The 15,449-nt window shown below is 38.1% G+C and carries 12 protein-coding genes and 2 pseudogenes; 8 read left to right on the forward strand and 6 right to left on the reverse strand.

The window, feature by feature from the left end; translation table 11 throughout:
• Positions 1 to 555 (reverse strand): annotated as a pseudogene (locus ACINWC141_RS19255) (IS3-like element ISAba22 family transposase); the annotation flags it as partial.
• Between the two features lie 54 nt (positions 556 to 609).
• On the opposite strand from ACINWC141_RS19255, the pseudogene ACINWC141_RS02640 reads away from it, so the two are divergent.
• Positions 610 to 1,839: pseudogene (locus tag ACINWC141_RS02640) on the forward strand (aspartate-alanine antiporter-like transporter); the annotation flags it as partial.
• A gap of 55 nt (positions 1,840 to 1,894) precedes the next feature.
• The gene (locus ACINWC141_RS02645) at positions 1,895 to 3,493 is read left to right on the forward strand and encodes a bifunctional aspartate transaminase/aspartate 4-decarboxylase (RefSeq protein WP_009387714.1); all 1,599 of its coding nucleotides are present in this window, start codon (positions 1,895 to 1,897) and stop codon (positions 3,491 to 3,493) included.
• 86 nt (positions 3,494 to 3,579) lie between these two features.
• Here ACINWC141_RS02645 and ACINWC141_RS02650 read toward each other — a convergent pair whose 3' ends face one another.
• From ACINWC141_RS02650 to ACINWC141_RS02660, 3 genes are all read right to left on the reverse strand, one after another.
• Positions 3,580 to 4,140 carry a TetR/AcrR family transcriptional regulator gene (locus tag ACINWC141_RS02650; RefSeq protein WP_009387710.1) on the reverse strand — a complete coding sequence of 187 codons (561 nt, stop codon included), beginning with the start codon at positions 4,138 to 4,140 and terminating at the stop codon, positions 3,580 to 3,582.
• A 591-nt stretch (positions 4,141 to 4,731) separates the two neighbouring features.
• Positions 4,732 to 5,244, reverse strand: a complete 513-nt coding sequence (locus ACINWC141_RS02655) for a hypothetical protein (protein WP_009387717.1) — start codon at positions 5,242 to 5,244, stop codon at positions 4,732 to 4,734.
• 70 nt (positions 5,245 to 5,314) lie between these two features.
• Entirely contained in the window at positions 5,315 to 5,797 is a 483-nt protein-coding gene (locus tag ACINWC141_RS02660; protein ID WP_009387719.1) for a hypothetical protein, read from the reverse strand.
• A gap of 294 nt (positions 5,798 to 6,091) precedes the next feature.
• On the opposite strand from ACINWC141_RS02660, the gene ACINWC141_RS02665 reads away from it, so the two are divergent.
• Entirely contained in the window at positions 6,092 to 6,475 is a 384-nt protein-coding gene (locus tag ACINWC141_RS02665; RefSeq protein ID WP_009387712.1) for a DoxX-like family protein, read from the forward strand.
• 57 nt (positions 6,476 to 6,532) lie between these two features.
• Positions 6,533 to 7,366, forward strand: coding sequence for an SDR family NAD(P)-dependent oxidoreductase (locus ACINWC141_RS02670; protein ID WP_009387709.1), 834 nt, complete (start codon positions 6,533 to 6,535; stop codon positions 7,364 to 7,366).
• Between the two features lie 149 nt (positions 7,367 to 7,515).
• On the opposite strand, the gene ACINWC141_RS02675 is transcribed toward ACINWC141_RS02670, so the two are convergent.
• Both ACINWC141_RS02675 and gltS read right to left on the reverse strand, forming a co-directional pair.
• Positions 7,516 to 9,345: a monovalent cation:proton antiporter-2 (CPA2) family protein gene (locus ACINWC141_RS02675; RefSeq protein ID WP_009387711.1), complete on the reverse strand. Its 1,830-nt coding sequence runs from the start codon at positions 9,343 to 9,345 to the stop codon at positions 7,516 to 7,518.
• Between the two features lie 209 nt (positions 9,346 to 9,554).
• The gene (gene gltS / locus ACINWC141_RS02680) at positions 9,555 to 10,790 is read right to left on the reverse strand and encodes a sodium/glutamate symporter (RefSeq protein WP_009387720.1); all 1,236 of its coding nucleotides are present in this window, start codon (positions 10,788 to 10,790) and stop codon (positions 9,555 to 9,557) included.
• A 360-nt stretch (positions 10,791 to 11,150) separates the two neighbouring features.
• On the opposite strand from gltS, the gene ACINWC141_RS02685 reads away from it, so the two are divergent.
• The 4 genes from ACINWC141_RS02685 to ACINWC141_RS02705 all read left to right on the forward strand — a co-directional run.
• Positions 11,151 to 12,302 carry an alpha/beta fold hydrolase gene (locus ACINWC141_RS02685; RefSeq protein WP_009387718.1) on the forward strand — a complete coding sequence of 384 codons (1,152 nt, stop codon included), beginning with the start codon at positions 11,151 to 11,153 and terminating at the stop codon, positions 12,300 to 12,302.
• Between the two features lie 157 nt (positions 12,303 to 12,459).
• Entirely contained in the window at positions 12,460 to 13,293 is an 834-nt protein-coding gene (locus ACINWC141_RS02690) for an AraC family transcriptional regulator (RefSeq protein WP_009387715.1), read from the forward strand.
• 50 nt (positions 13,294 to 13,343) lie between these two features.
• Entirely contained in the window at positions 13,344 to 13,952 is a 609-nt protein-coding gene (locus tag ACINWC141_RS02695) for a LysE family translocator (protein WP_009387713.1), read from the forward strand.
• Between the two features lie 504 nt (positions 13,953 to 14,456).
• Positions 14,457 to 15,449, forward strand: a protein-coding gene (locus ACINWC141_RS02705; protein ID WP_155757871.1) for an IS3 family transposase whose coding sequence is annotated in 2 segments (ribosomal slippage) — positions 14,457 to 14,709 and positions 14,709 to 15,449 — 994 coding nt annotated over the 2 segments. Because the reading frame shifts where the segments join, the coding sequence is not laid out codon by codon here. This gene is flagged as partial in the annotation.

Below are 15,449 nucleotides of genomic sequence, written 5' to 3' on the forward strand. Positions count from 1 at the left end.
TTATCTGACGTACAGCGTACATACTCATTTTTATACCCTGAGCTTGTAAGTATTTGGTTAATCGAATATAACCATAGCTCTGCTTTGTCTCCTCATGGGCTATTTTCACCAATATCGTCTGTTGATTTCGTTGAATCGTTCTTTTGCTCACGCCTCTCTTGAGCCAATCATAAAAACATGAAACTGAAACATGAAGTAATCGAGCCATTAAGGTAATTGGAAAAGAATATCTTTTTTGTTTCATATAGGCGTACCTTACTGACTTTCTTTGGCAAAGTACGCTGCTGCCTTTTTTAAAAATTCACGTTCCATTTCAGCTATTTTGAGCTGTTGTTTGAGTTTTTTATTTTCTTCGAGTAGAGCGTTTAGATCAGGTGAATACTGTTTTGTACCTGCTAAAGTTCCAGCCTTTGCTTTGGTATTCCAATTTGAAAGAGTTTGCATTGAAATGCTAAGTTGTCTGGCTGTTTCCGAGACATTGCCTTGATTGGCTTCAATTAATTTGATGGCTTCAGCTTTAAATTCTGTGGTGTAAGTCTTGTGTTTCTTGCTCATGGTAAACTCCTGATGAGTGTGTTTAGTTTACCAAGTTAAAACCTCCTGTTTTTTCAGCACACATCAGCCAATGTCGCGATTGGCTATGCGGTCACTTACATTTTTGGTTCGTTAGGCGCAATTATTGTATGTGTGAATATCTTGCCTAAATTTATGGGTAAGGAAATTCATGATGACGCTTTAAAAGCTCAAAGTGAACGACTCAAAGGCGCTTTTGAATTAGCGCCGGGTCAAGAACTTGCCATGCCGGAAATTGTGGGCCGTATTTATAAAGTTAAGCAAGCAAACGGTCAAACGATTGCCGAAATCGAGGCACGTGAACCGAGTATCACAATTGAGCGGTTAAAACGTAAAGACCAGTTTATTGATGTGGCTCCCGAGCTGATTTTACAAACTGACGACGTGATATTGCTGGTAGGTCGCCGTGCAAATGTAGTCCAAATTGCCGAGCAGATTGGGACTGAACTACAGTCATCACAAGGTATGGAAATGATTATGGATACCAGCGATGTTATCTTAAGAAATTCCAAATATCTCAACCGTACCTTAGGAGATGTGAAGGCCAATACCCCTGCTTACTTAAAACACGGTATTTATGTACTTGCGATTAAACGCAATGATGAGTCACAGCCTTTAAGTGATGATACCGTTTTACGCCAAGGTGATGTTGTCACCGTCTACGGCACAAAAAGTGATCTGGAACGTTTAGTCAAAGAAGCAGGTAAAGCCTTGCCAGAAAGCTTAAAAACGGACTGGATTTTTCATGGTGCTGGTCTTGTCGTTGGTTTAGTCCTTGGTCTGTTTGTTATTCGCTTAGGCGATGTGCCCTTAACTTTAGGAGCAGGCGGCGGAGCTTTATTATCAGGCCTTCTATTTGGCTGGATACGAAGTCGAAATCAGGTTCATGGCAACATGCCTCTAGCTGCATCACAACTTTTAAAAGACTTAGGTCTTGCAGGTTTCGTTGCCGCTGTTGGGTTACAGTCCGGTTTACAAGCAATTCAAACCATTAGAGAAAGCGGCCTATCACTCTTTATGATTGGGGTTGTTGTGACGCTCGTTCCACTGCTCCTTTCTATGCTGTTCGCTCGTTATGTCCTGCGCTATAAAAACGTTGCGGTTATGGCTGGTGCGCTATCTGGTTCACGCAGTGCAAACCCTGCATTCGGCGCAATCTTAGACAAGGCAGGAAATTCAATTCCTACCGTTCCTTTTGCAATCACCTATGCCTTAGCGAATGTGTTCTTAACTTTACTTGGACCAGTCATCGTAGGCTTAGCCTGATTTTATGCATTGAATTAAAAATTTATTCATTTCACTATAATTAAGGAGACGTCCCATGGGGAAAGTCGATTATTCTAAATATGCAAAACTCAGCCCATTTGAACTCAAAGATAATTTAATCGCATTAGCTCAAAGCAGAACTGACCGAATGATGCTGAATGCTGGGCGAGGTAATCCAAACTTTCTCGCTACCATTCCTCGTAGAGCATTCTTTCAACTCGGCCTATTTTCAGCGACTGAATCTGAGTTTTCTTTTTCTTATATGCCTGAAGGTTTAGGCGGATTCCCTCGCCCCGTTGGGCTTCAGTCACGTTTTGATAATTTCATTTTAGAAAACCGTGATAAACCCGGCGTCGTCTTTTTAGGCAAAGCCGTATCTTATGTACGCGACCAGTTAGGTTTAAACCCAGATCTTTTTCTACTTGAAATGGTCGAAGGCATTTTAGGTTGTAACTATCCGGTGCCGGATCGCATGCTCAGAGTAAGTGAAACAATTATTAAAGAGTACGTTTTGCGGGAAATGGGCGTACAAGGCATGCAAAAAAGAGACTTAGATTTGTTTGCGGTTGAAGGCGGAACCGCAGCGATGGCCTATATCTTTAACTCATTAAAAGAAAATAAAATTATTAAAAATGGTGACCGTATTGCCATTGGTAGTCCAATTTTTACGCCTTATTTAGAAATTCCGAAACTCAATGACTATCAGCTTGAAGAAGTATTAATTGAAGCCGATCCAAATTTAGACTGGCAATATCCAGAATCGGAACTCAGAAAGTTAGAAGATCCATCAATTAAAGCATTCTTTTTAGTCAATCCGAGCAACCCGCCATCTGTAAAAATGAGTGATGAAGGACTCGCGATTTTGGCAGATATTGTAAAAAAACGTCCAGATCTGATTATCTTGACAGATGATGTTTACGGTACTTTTGCCGATAATTTCAAATCACTTTTTGCAATATGTCCGAATAATACAATTTTGGTTTACTCGTTCTCTAAATACTTTGGTGCCACTGGTTGGCGGCTTGGTGTCATTGCCCTTTCAAATAACAATGTGCTTGATCAAAAAATTGCAAACCTATCAAAACAAGAGAAAAAAGAGCTTGAAGAACGCTATTCATCTTTAACGACTGATCCAGCCAGTATCAAGTTTATTGACCGCTTAGTTGCCGATAGCCGAAATGTCGCCCTAAACCATACCGCGGGCCTCTCTACTCCACAGCAAGTTCAAATGGTGCTATTTGCCTTATTTAACATGATGGACTCACGCCAAAGCTACAAAAAAGCGGTTAAATCTGTTGTTCGTGAACGTGATGCAGCACTTTATCGCCAACTTGGAGTTGAAATTCCGATAGATCCAAATGCGGTCGACTATTACACTTTAGTCAATCTGGAAAATACCTCACGTATCTTGTACGGAGACGAGTTTGCCGACTGGGTTATGAAAAATAAAAACCCAACTGAGCTATTGTTTAAAGTAGCTGACGAGACAGGTGTCGTTTTACTGCCAGGTTCTGGTTTTGGGGTGCAACATCCTTCTGCCCGCGCTTCTTTAGCAAACCTTAACGAATATCAATATGCCGCGATTGGCGATTCTTTAAGACGCTTTGCAGATGAAGCTTATGAAGAGTACTTAAAAACCAAAAAAGGAAAATAAGTACCTATATAAAGTGAGGTTCTCGTAACCTCACTTTTCACCTCTGCAATTAAATTGTTTATTGAAATCTTTTCAATACAATTGACTTAATCCGAATCAATCATTGCCAAAAAGTAATTTAATAATCTATCTCGGTCATCTAGCTGATTTTCGCCTAATAGCTGAACCATAGCGCCATCAATCACAAATAAAAACAGGTGAGCATCTTCCATTGAAGCAGTAGCTTTTAGATTTAAAAGTAATTTATAAATTTCATCAATAAACCAGTTTCGATAGTCAATGACGACTTTATATGCCGTGGGATAAAGCTTCTCAATTTCAAAAATGGCTTTAAAGGGTAAACGGTAAAAACCCTCTAAATTGGCATGTAAAAAGTAAATTTTCTGGAGCTTATCGAATAACATGAGTTCACGGTATGAATGGATAATTGAAAACACTTCGTTTTTTAATGCATCTTTTTGAAAAGTGAGACACATCTCGATGAGTCGTGCTTTTGAGTGAAAGTCGTTATAAAAAGTGGATTTGGCCACTTTAGCTTCCGCAATAATTCGGTCGACCCCTACATTATGAAAGCCATATTGATTAAATAAGTCTTTTGCTACGTGAAGCACTCTGAGTGCTCTAAATGAATTTTCTAAATTTGGCATAGTTATACCGCTTAAAATAATTTTTTGTTGTATATAAAAGAGATAGAAATGCCGTCACTCTTAAAATGAGTGTTAAAAACAGGCATGGCTAAGCTGCACAAAAAAGGATGCGCTAACCTATCTCGGGTTTTATTGTTGCTATGATTTTTTAGTCGTAACGATCTAAAGGTTAAACCTATAAATGTTTAAACCGTTTTAAAGACCAGTTGAGCGGTATGGATAGAAAGAATCTAGCAAAGGCCAAAAAATAAGAAGAAATAGTACGCATGGCGGACTCCTAGATGAAATAGAAGTTCTACCGAATTACTGTCAAATAATTATGGTGGCAGAACGAAGGCGGGTTGACAGACCAGTCATCTAGGAACTGGCACGCACAAGGCGTCCCACCTCCGTCCTGCCGCTACGAAGGGGGGACGAACGTGTTCGTCACCAAAAAATTACTTTCTTGGTGCCCTAGATGAAAATCAGCCTGTCAAAGCCGGCTGACAATGTAGGTCAGCGGGTAAAGCATAATTGGCAGGGTTTAGAGTGTCAATGTGATATTGGCTAGAAATTGGTTAAATAATTATTGTTTTTCATTTAATTAGATAATCAAAATTCATTATTTTTATAAAATATTACAAGCTGCTCTTCAGCAAATTTTTTTAATATAGTATCTGATGAATTAATATACTGGTTTAAATACTCCATAGACTTAGGGCATTTTATATTTGTGCCTAAGCCAAAAAATGCCTTCCGAGCAAGTCCCCTTAAGTCATCTTCCATCATATAACTTGGAACAAAATGGATAGCATTATTAAAAAATTCCACTAAATTACAATTTCTAATTCTACTCACTGTAAAAACGATATCTTCATGAGCATCGTGCCAGTCTGAAAAAAAGATGTCCAATAGGCCGAAATCGTTTTCTTGTAATTTATGCTCATCAAATATAAGAAAAGCCAGATGCACAGCCTCACTATTTTTTGAATTTTGTGCGATCTTTAATAGTTCTTTTGCAAATAGATATTGACTAAGAGCTTTAAAATTTAATCTTTCTTTTAAAATATTTATGGGAATTCCCCCTAAATAACAACCTTCAATATTCTTTTCAAAATCAATCATTTTTAAATCCTTCATAAAAAAAATGACTATTTAATTTAGATAAAATCAACAAAATAAAAGCTTTTATATTTTATTCAAAATTAGGATATACAAAATCATACTTACCTGTTTTCATTCTATAAACAATACTATCTGCTGGCATAACACTTCCGATTTCTGCAACTTTATTTTCCCCTTCTAGTTTTCCTACATATTGCTGCGGCTCATTTACTTTCCAAATCCACCAATTATTAGATATTTTTGTTTTTGGACTATCGCTACTACTACGGAATAAAACATCAATATTTCCGACTCCCGTCAAGTTCCCAGCCCATTCCCAAAAACCGAATTTAATACCTAAACTAGTTACGCAGTGTGCGTAAAAATCTACCTCATCCTTAATAATTTCGAATAAATTGGAATCAATGCTTTCCGGATACTCTGTTCTAAACACTCGAATTACATCACTATTTAATTGAGTTAAATCAAAAGCCACTAATTGAAAGTATTTTTTTCTTCCATTGTCTAACTTAACTACAAATACATCACCAATTTTTGTATTTTTTCTTTTCATTATTTAGCACCAGACTTTCAGTAAAACTTCGGACACATTGAATTTCTTAATTTCTATAATATATTAAGATGAGTTCGTGAACTATAAGCTATACACCCCTCTTACAAGGGCAATCTTCTATACTTCAAAAAACTTTAATAGCCAGACCAATTCATTATCAATTTACAAAAAAGAATATTTATAAAATTTTAATCTAGACTGCTTTCTTCAATAGAGCTTGAAGAAATAAATGAACCTAAAGATAATAGGCCAAACCTAATCTAAAGAAAATTTTAACCCCTTAAAGTAATTTCCATGAAAAATATTAATATCTTCAAATTTATAAACCTTGTGCTCACTTTTTTATGGATTTATCAAGGACTCGTTCCGAAATTTCTATTTCTTAACTCTGATGAAATCTTTGTGTGGCAATGGATGGGATTATCTCTAGAAAATGCGAAACTTGCGGGTCACGCGAGCGGTATAACCGAAATCATTTTTGGTTTATGTTTTCTCTTTACTGCACATAAATATATTCACTATTTAAGTATTTTGGGTTTGCTTGGACTGCTTCTTTTAATTGGTTTTTTAATACCATCAACGCTTATCTTGCCTTATAACCCTATCGTAATGAATGTTTCGATGATAAGTTTATCTATTGTCTATCTCATCTTATTAAATGAGCAAACCTCTAATTGATTTTGAGTTATTTAATACTTTTTCTAAATAGTTAAAAAATTTTATATAGAGATTTCAATGAGCCTATCTAAAACTGAAGTTTGCAGTGTGGTCATTACAGGAAGTACCAAGGGGATTGGTTTAGCCCTCGCCCACGCTTTTTTAGAGCTTGGGTGTTCCGTGGTGATAGCTGGACGTAACCCAGAACATCTGAACCATGCGCTTTCTCAATTAGAAACTCATTTCAATAAAGAAAAATTCATGGGTCTACGTTGCGATGTGACCCAAGTTTCCGACGTACAAACCCTTTGGGATAGTGCAGTTGAGCATTTTGGACAGGTTAATGTGTGGATTAATAATGCAGGAAGCTGTCACCCCACCAAAGACTTTATCGACCTTCAGCCAGAAGAGTTAAACGCAGCCGTTTCAACCAATATTTTAGGTACGATGCTCGGCTCGCAGGTGGCTTTAAAAGGAATGCTCAAACAAGGTTATGGTCAAATCTTTAATATGGAAGGTTGGGGAAGCAATGGAGAATGGAGTGCTGGCATGACGCCCTACGCCACCACCAAACGAGCGGTAAGTTATTTTAGTAAAGCACTTTATAAAGAGACCAAATCGACAACCATTTTAACTGGCACACTTAGTCCGGGCATGGTGGCAACAGACCTGTTAGTTTCTTCTTGGACTAATGGAAACATCCAAAACTGGAAAAAGATGAAACGGTTATTTTTCTTTGTGATTGACCCACCAGAAATTGTTTGTGCGTATTTAGCAAAACAAATTATGGAAAATAAAAAAGCCAACCGACGCATTGCATGGATCACACCGTGGAAGCTTTTTCTTAGATTTTTGCAACCTTATTACTGGCGTAGAAACCCGGTTAAAGGCACAGCGTTAGAGCATTTATAATTGGGCTTAATATGACTAAAAATCTGACGACCTTAAGCTAAGATCGTTTGATTATTGGGGGTATCCGGTTTAGCAGTTTAAACATTTCTCGCCATAAAATTATTGAGTAAAAGGCTTCTAAACAGAGCTTCTACTCAACTTTATACGCATCAAGAATCATTATCTGAGGTGTTGTCTTTATTTAAAATCTGCCCTTCCCGTTTTGGTCGAATCAAGGGTGCTGTTGGTCTTGGATGATGAGCATGAGTATATTGCATCCCTGCTCCCGCATTTACGTCATCTGCTGCAATTTCAGTTTCAAAGCGCTCATTGTCCAGATCTCGAATTTCCTCGGTAATTCTTTCTACTTCGTCTTCATCCACGCCCAGCTCTTGTAAAATAACGCCCCCAAACTTAATTGCAGATTCAAATGTTTCACGAATCATAAAGTCTACTTTTTGTTTGACCAAATGCAGTGAGTGCTCGCGGTCATATGAACGAACTAATAATTTCGCCAAAGGAAATTCGTGAGTCACGAGTTCTACAATTCTATTGGTGGTTTCTTTACTATCGACACACACCCCAATCGCCTGCGCTGTTGCCGCGCCAGACGCATGTAAAATATCTAAGCGACAACCATCTCCATAATAAATTTTAAAACCGAATTTTTCCGCGTTTCGAATCATGTCCGTATTATTGTCAATAATGGTGACATCCACACCTCTTGCCAATAAGAGTTGACTGGTGACCTGTCCAAAACGTCCAAATCCAATCATTAAAACGCTACCGCTTAAACCTTCGGCAATATTGACGTTCTCTAATGAAACATTCGCTTTAAATTGAGTAAACCGTTTAAAAATAATCCCTACAATAGGAGTCAACACCATTGAAAGCACAACAATAGCAGTCAGATTAGATTTGATCGTACTGTCAATGACTTGTGCACTTAACGCGGCAGAGAAAAGTACAAAGGCAAACTCTCCGCCTTGTGCCATGAGTAAGGCACGATCCAATGCTTCTGTATGAGGGCTTTTAGTGATTCGGGCGACTATATAAATCATGAGCGCTTTGGCAAGCATGAGTGCAATTACGCCGCTTACAATGAGTTGCCAGTTTTGAGCAACAACTGACAAATCCAACGACATGCCGACCCCAAGGAAAAAGAGGCCCAGCAAGATTCCTCGGAACGGTTCAATATCCGCTTCAATTTGATGTCTAAATGTCGATTCAGATAAAAGCACACCCGCTAAGAATGCACCCATTGCCATAGACAAACCGCTCACTTGCATGAGTAATGCCGCGCCCAACACCACCAATAATGCAGCGGCCGTCATGACTTCTCGGGCTTTAGCAGCCGCCAAGAGTCTAAATAATGGGTTAAGTAACCAATAACCTGCGGCAATCAGACCTGCAATTGCGATTAAACCAATTCCTATGTTTTCTAAACGTACAGAGGTGCTTTCGACCACATGATTCGGTGCCATAAAAGCGACAATCGCCAGCAATGGCACAATGAGTAAATCTTCAAATAGTAAGATGGCTACAATCTTTTGCCCACGTGGCTGAGTCAAATCACCCCGATCACCCAATAACTGCATCACAATTGCAGTCGACGTTAATACAAACCCTGCTGCACCAATAAAAGCGACTTGCCACGTAAAACCAAATAGCAACCCTACGCCAGTCAAGGCCAGTGCACAAATGATGATCTGTAATGTACCAAGGCCAAAAATTTCGCGTCTAAGGCTCCATAAATGTGATGGCTGCATCTCTAAGCCAATCAAAAATAGGTACATCACAATTCCTAACTCGGCAATATGCAAAATTGCGGTGGAATCTTGAAAAAAAGCAAAACCAAATGGGCCAATAATTAGACCCGCGATTAAATAACCAAGTACTGAACCTAAACCAATACGTTTAAAAATAGGAACTGCAATGACAGCCGCTGCCAATAAAACCACTGGGGCAACCAAGCTAATTGAATGTGCTTCTGAGCTCATACATTTCTCATTTTATTTATCTGCAATTTATTCTATGTGAAACGAGGTTTAAGGGCGATTATTACTTTTGAGAAAAAGCATCCTAAAAATAAAATGACTTAAATCGTCCTAAAATAAAAACTTAGAATATCCCTATGAACAAAATATCTCTTTATTTTAATGTTCATAAAACAGCACCCATAAAAAAAAGCCCTTACGGGCTTTTTTCATTAAACAACAAATTTCAACATCAGCTGAATGACTGTCGCATTAATTAAGTCGACAAAGAATGCACCACAAAGCGGAACAATTAAAAAAGCCTTATGCGATGGACCATACATGTTGGTAATCGCCTGCATATTTGCAACCGCTGTTGGTGTTGCCCCCATACCAAAACCACAATGCCCTGCTGATAACACCGCTGCATCATAGTTTTTGCCCATTACACGGAACGTCACAAATGCTGCATATAACGCCATCGTAATAGTTTGAGCACCCAAAATTACCACAAGTGGACCAGCTAAATCTGCAAGTTGCCAAAGCTTTAATGAAAGCAATGCCATTGCTAAATAAAGTGATAAAGACGCATTACCAAATACATCAATCGCACGGTCGAAAATATCAATTTTCAACACGCTTTCTAAAATGTTTCTTAAGATTACTCCGCCACCGAGCGCCCATACAAAGGTAGGTAACTCAAACCAAGTTCCTTTACTAAAGCCTGTCATAAATTCAGCAAACGCCAAACACGCTGCAAACATACCCAGTGTAGTAATTGCATTATCAGCTGTAATTAAACGAACTTGATGCGGGTTTTCAAACGGCGCCAGATCATGAGAATTTTGCTCAACATGCGTATCGCGCTGTTGAATCTCAGCATTGGTTTTTGGTTGTGCAAGGCTATAGCGGTTGATAAGCAGTTTCGCTAATGGACCACCAATCACACCACCAATAATCAAACCAAAAGTCGCACTCGCCATTCCTAAAGCTAGAGCACCCTGAATACCATGTTGAGTTTCTAAAATTTCACCCCAAGCTCCAGCTGTACCGTGACCACCTGTTAAGGTAATAGAACCAGCAATTAAGCCAATGAGTGGATCAAGACCAAGCAACGTCGCAAGACTCATGCCTACCGCATTTTGCACAACAATGAAGGACGCTACACAGACTAAGAAGATAACCAAAGCCATACCGCCTTCTTTAAGCTTCATAAAATTGGCACTTAAACCAATAGAAGCAAAGAATACGAGCATAAAGCTGGTTTGCAATTCGCTACTAAAAACAATGCTATATCCCCATATGGTATGGACAAGTAGCGAGACGACCGCAGCAACCAAACCGCCTGCTACAGGTTCGGGAATATTGTAGCGTTTTAAAAAATCAATTCGATTAACAAGAAAGCGGCCCAATAATAGAACGATGACCGCCGAAATTAGTGTATAAAAACCATTAAAAACAAATTCCATATATACTACTTTCTAATTACATTCCTAACGGATTGTAAAATAATTATATTTTATTTTTTAATATGTAAAAAAAACACAAATAAACTTTACAAAATTACCCTAGCAATCAATTTTCACGATTCTTAAGAAAAACTTAAATTTTTAAATATTTTATACAAAATTACCCCATACAATTAATTTAATTATTTAATTTCAAATATTTAACCTAAAATATTATTAATTAGAAATAATTACCCCTTGATACCTTAAGCAAAAAATCCTGTCTTTTAAGTCACTGAACTTCACTCTCATTCCCTTTAATATCCTTAAAAGACCAGCTCGTTATTGTTCTGGGCAACATCTTTATAGGTTTTATGTTCAATGAGTTTATTGCTTAAAGTTCGAGAGAACGTTCCACAGCTACAGTCCATTAAAAAATCTCTTCAGACACGTGCTGGTCAAAAAATACCTCACATGCTGATCAATGCATCGGATCTATTTTTTAGAGGCCCTCAAATTGCCTTGTCAGGAAAAACGCCCTTTGACGTGATTTATAAGCATGAAATTATTAGCTTAAGGCATTATAGAAATGAGACTGATGCGTCTACGCGTAAACACCGCGTACCGCTAGTTATTGTTCCGCCATTAGCAGTCAACATGCTCATTTATGATTTATTTCCTACTCGTAGTTTTGTACGCTTCTTTTTGGCACAAGGCTTTGATGTCTATCTCATTGACTGGGGCGTGCCCACCCGACACCAAGCAAAATACAATTTTGGCACCTACATTAAAGTCTTTATGCCTGAAATGTTAAAGCAAGTTCGCGCCCACAGTGGTCAGCAACAACTTTCTTTACATGGCTGGAGTTTAGGCGGTGCACTTTCGCTCTGCTATACCGCATTATTTAAAGATAAAGATATTAAAAATCTGATTATTCTTGCTTCCCCTATCGATACACATAAAGCGGGCTATATGGGGAAACTCTACGGTAGTCTTACCAAACCTGCTGAATGGGTTCGTAAACATACACCATTTCGTATCCGTCACCATGTGCCAAGTGAAGCGTTTCATATTCATGGATGGCAAAACACGCTAGGTTTTAAATTAACGGACCCGATTGGAAATTTGAAAACATATTGGGAACTTTTTAAGAATCTCGATAACCGAGAATTTATTGTCGACCATGCAACCTCAAGTTCATTTATCGATAATATGCTCGCCTATCCAGGTGGAGTCATGCGTGACATTATCCTCCGTTTCTGGATTGATAATGAGCTATCTAATGGCGTAATTAAATTCGGTGAACTTACAGCCTATCTAAAAGATATTGAATGCTCAGTACTCGCTGTGGGCGGGAGCACAGATATTATTGTTACAGCAGAAGCCGTCAAACCGCTTATGGATTTAATTAGCAGCCAAGACAAAATATTTAAGGTCGTGCCAGGTGGTCATATGGGAGTTGTTTCCGGAAGCCAAGCCCCTACCGCAGTCTGGCCAGAAATGAGTACTTGGCTAGCTACGCGTTCAGATTAATCAATTTAAATCTTAATAAAAAACCAGCGAAGCAAGCTATGCGCTGGTTACTAGGTCACATTAAATTTTTTAAATTTTGCACAAATCTTCTAGAACTGCGCTCAACTCTTTTGTACCGTTCTAAGGGCTAAACTTAAGAATTTATGGGTAGATTGTTATGGGCAACTGGGTGGATATTTCAAAAGATACCAATACAGGTATTGAAACCATCCGTGCCCATTTTACTGGTCATGCTTATGATCCCCACTGGCATTCGAGTTATTTAATTGGTGTAACCGAATCGGGTATTCAACAATTTCATTGCCGCAAAAAGCAAATTAATAGTCATGCGGGACAAGTCTTTATGCTTGAACCCGAAGAAATTCATGATGGACATGCACCTGCATCTGATGGTTTTACCTATCAAATGCTCTATCTACATCCAGACTGGTTAAAACAACGAATCCAAGGGTTATTTCATAATAGCCCTGATCACTACGAGTTAGTGATTGATGCACCATTAAAGTCAGATGAACAGCTCGCTATTATTACTTCTCAAGCATTCCAACATCTGCACTATAAAGAAATGAATATTGTGAAAGATAATAGTTTAGACTTACTTATTCAGTATATTGCACAAGGAAAATGGCTAAAAAAAGCTCACCAATCATCTTCTACTCATACACCTCGAATCGCACACCAAATCCGAGATATTTTGCATGACCATCTATTTGAGGACATCGGGCTCGAAGATATATCTCGCATGACAGGCTTAGACCGGTACCATATCCACCGCATTTTTAAAGCAACATTTCATTTGGCTCCTCACCAATATCTCATTCAACTTAGACTGACACGAGCACGTGATTTACTCGCCAGAAGCCTTTCTCCTGCACAAGTTGCCTCAGATTTATGTTTTGCAGACCAAAGTCATTTAAGTCGTTGGTTTAAACGTTGCTATGGTTTAACACCAGCAGCCTATAGAAAAATCTGCACAAATCTTCAAGATTAAACATCTTAATTATTTCATCTTGTATACCCCTATTAACTCAAGTAGACAAGATGGAAAACCTTACTGCATTTTCATTATTTGCTATTGTTGCCTCAATTACACCAGGGCCAACTAATTTTATAATTTTAAGTTTAAGCAGCCGTTATAAAATTTCTAAAACGCTTCCTGTTATTTTAGGTTCTTGTATCGGGGCTGCTCTACTTGTGCTCATCGTTGGTATTGGATTGGGTTCCACCTTGCTCGCTTACCCAATTATTCAAAAACTGATGACATTGATTGGTTTAATCTGGCTCACCTCATTAGCTTGGAAGCTATATAGCTACAACCCGATTACTCATTTTGAACAAGACAAAGAAAAAGGTCCAATTGGTTTCATTACTGGCTTTTTTATGCAAGCAATTAATCCTAAAACCTGGATGATGGCTTTTGCAGTGATTAGTGTCTACACAAAACAAGGGCAAGATATTTGGGTGAATGTCTCAATTTTATCCTTCATTTTTTTAGTTATTGCTATTCCTTGTCTTTACATTTGGGCCTTAGCTGGCAGGCTAAGCAACCGATTATTTTCTCAAACTAAACATATGAAAATTTTTAATAAAATAATGGCGCTAATACTACTCATCTCTGTATGGTTGCCAACTCTATCTACATTTCAATAATCTAAACTCACCAAAATGGGATAAGGATATCTATTTTTTAATAGTATAGATTAGTTCATATAACTTTTATTATTAATTTTTCATACTAAAACTGCTTATTTTTATACTTTCATAAAATAAATTTTAATGAATATTTATTTAATGGCCTAATTTTTTTATTTTGAAAATATATATCCTAAAGTACATGTTACTTTTTGTTATTTATGTAAAAATCATCTCAACAATAAAATCATATAAACTATTGTTTAACATAAATTTATATTAAAAATCATTTTGTAAATTTTGTCTATTTTTCAAACAATTGTAGGCAATTTCTCACAACTATGTAAGCCAAAACCTACATCATAACCAATTGTTTTTCCTATAATTAATTTCAGTACATATAAGCACTCTTAACTATTAACTAGAAAGCTGAATATTAATAAAGAGATCTGGTAATCCCCCCTAAAAATAAAAGGATCTAAAAGTAGAATTTTCTCTTAAGATACGAGCAGGAGATTCTGCATGAAAACATCTAAATTTACTGACAGTCAGATCATGTCCATCTTGAAACAGGCAGAATCTGGCACACCTGTAGCGACCCTTTGCCGTGAACACGGCATGAGTAATGCTACCTTTTATAAATGGCGTGCCAAATATGGTGGTATGGATACATCATTAATGGCTCGACTGAAAGAGCTAGAAGCCGAAAATACCAGACTTAAAAAGATGTATGCGGAAGAGCGATTAAAGGCCGAAATCATCCAGGAAGCGATGGCAAAAAAGTGGTAAAGCCATCTTGCCGGCGTAAGATGGCACAACAGGCAGTTGCCCAGCATGCCATTAGTATTCGTTTGGCTTGTAAAGCATTTGGCATTAGTGAAACCTGCTACCGCTATCAAGCCAAACTCAGCGATGACAATGCACTCATTGCTGAACAGCTCATTGAACTCACTGAGGAAAATTCCGATTGGGGCTTTGGTTTGTGCTTCTCGTATTTACGGCATGTTGAGAGTTGCTGCTGGAATCACAAGCGGGTTTACCGCATTTACTGTGAGTTGGCACTGAATCTGCGTATTAAACCGAGAAGAAGACTAAAACGGCATGCGCCTGAACCATTGAAAGAACCAATCCGAGAAAATCAGGTTTGGTCATTAGATTTTATGCATGATCAGCTTTCCGATGGTCGCAAGTTTCGATTATTGAATGTGATTGATGATTACCGCCGCGAAGGCCTAGCCATTGAAGCAGGGTTCTCATTGCCCACAATCAGGGTTATTCGTACGTTGAATCAATTGCTGGAGTGGAGAGAAAAACCGTTAGTGATCCGATGCGATAATGGTCCCGAATTTATCAGTCACGAATTTGTGCGCTGGGCTACTGAGCACGGTATTCGTATTGAATATATTCAACCGGGTAAGCCACAGCAGAATGCGTATATTGAACGCTATAATCGGACCATACGTTATAGTTGGCTGAGCAAGCATTTATTTGATACTTTGGATGAAGTACAAGATT

It is taken from the genome of Acinetobacter sp. WC-141, from assembly GCF_000313935.1.
GTDB lineage: Bacteria > Pseudomonadota > Gammaproteobacteria > Pseudomonadales > Moraxellaceae > Acinetobacter.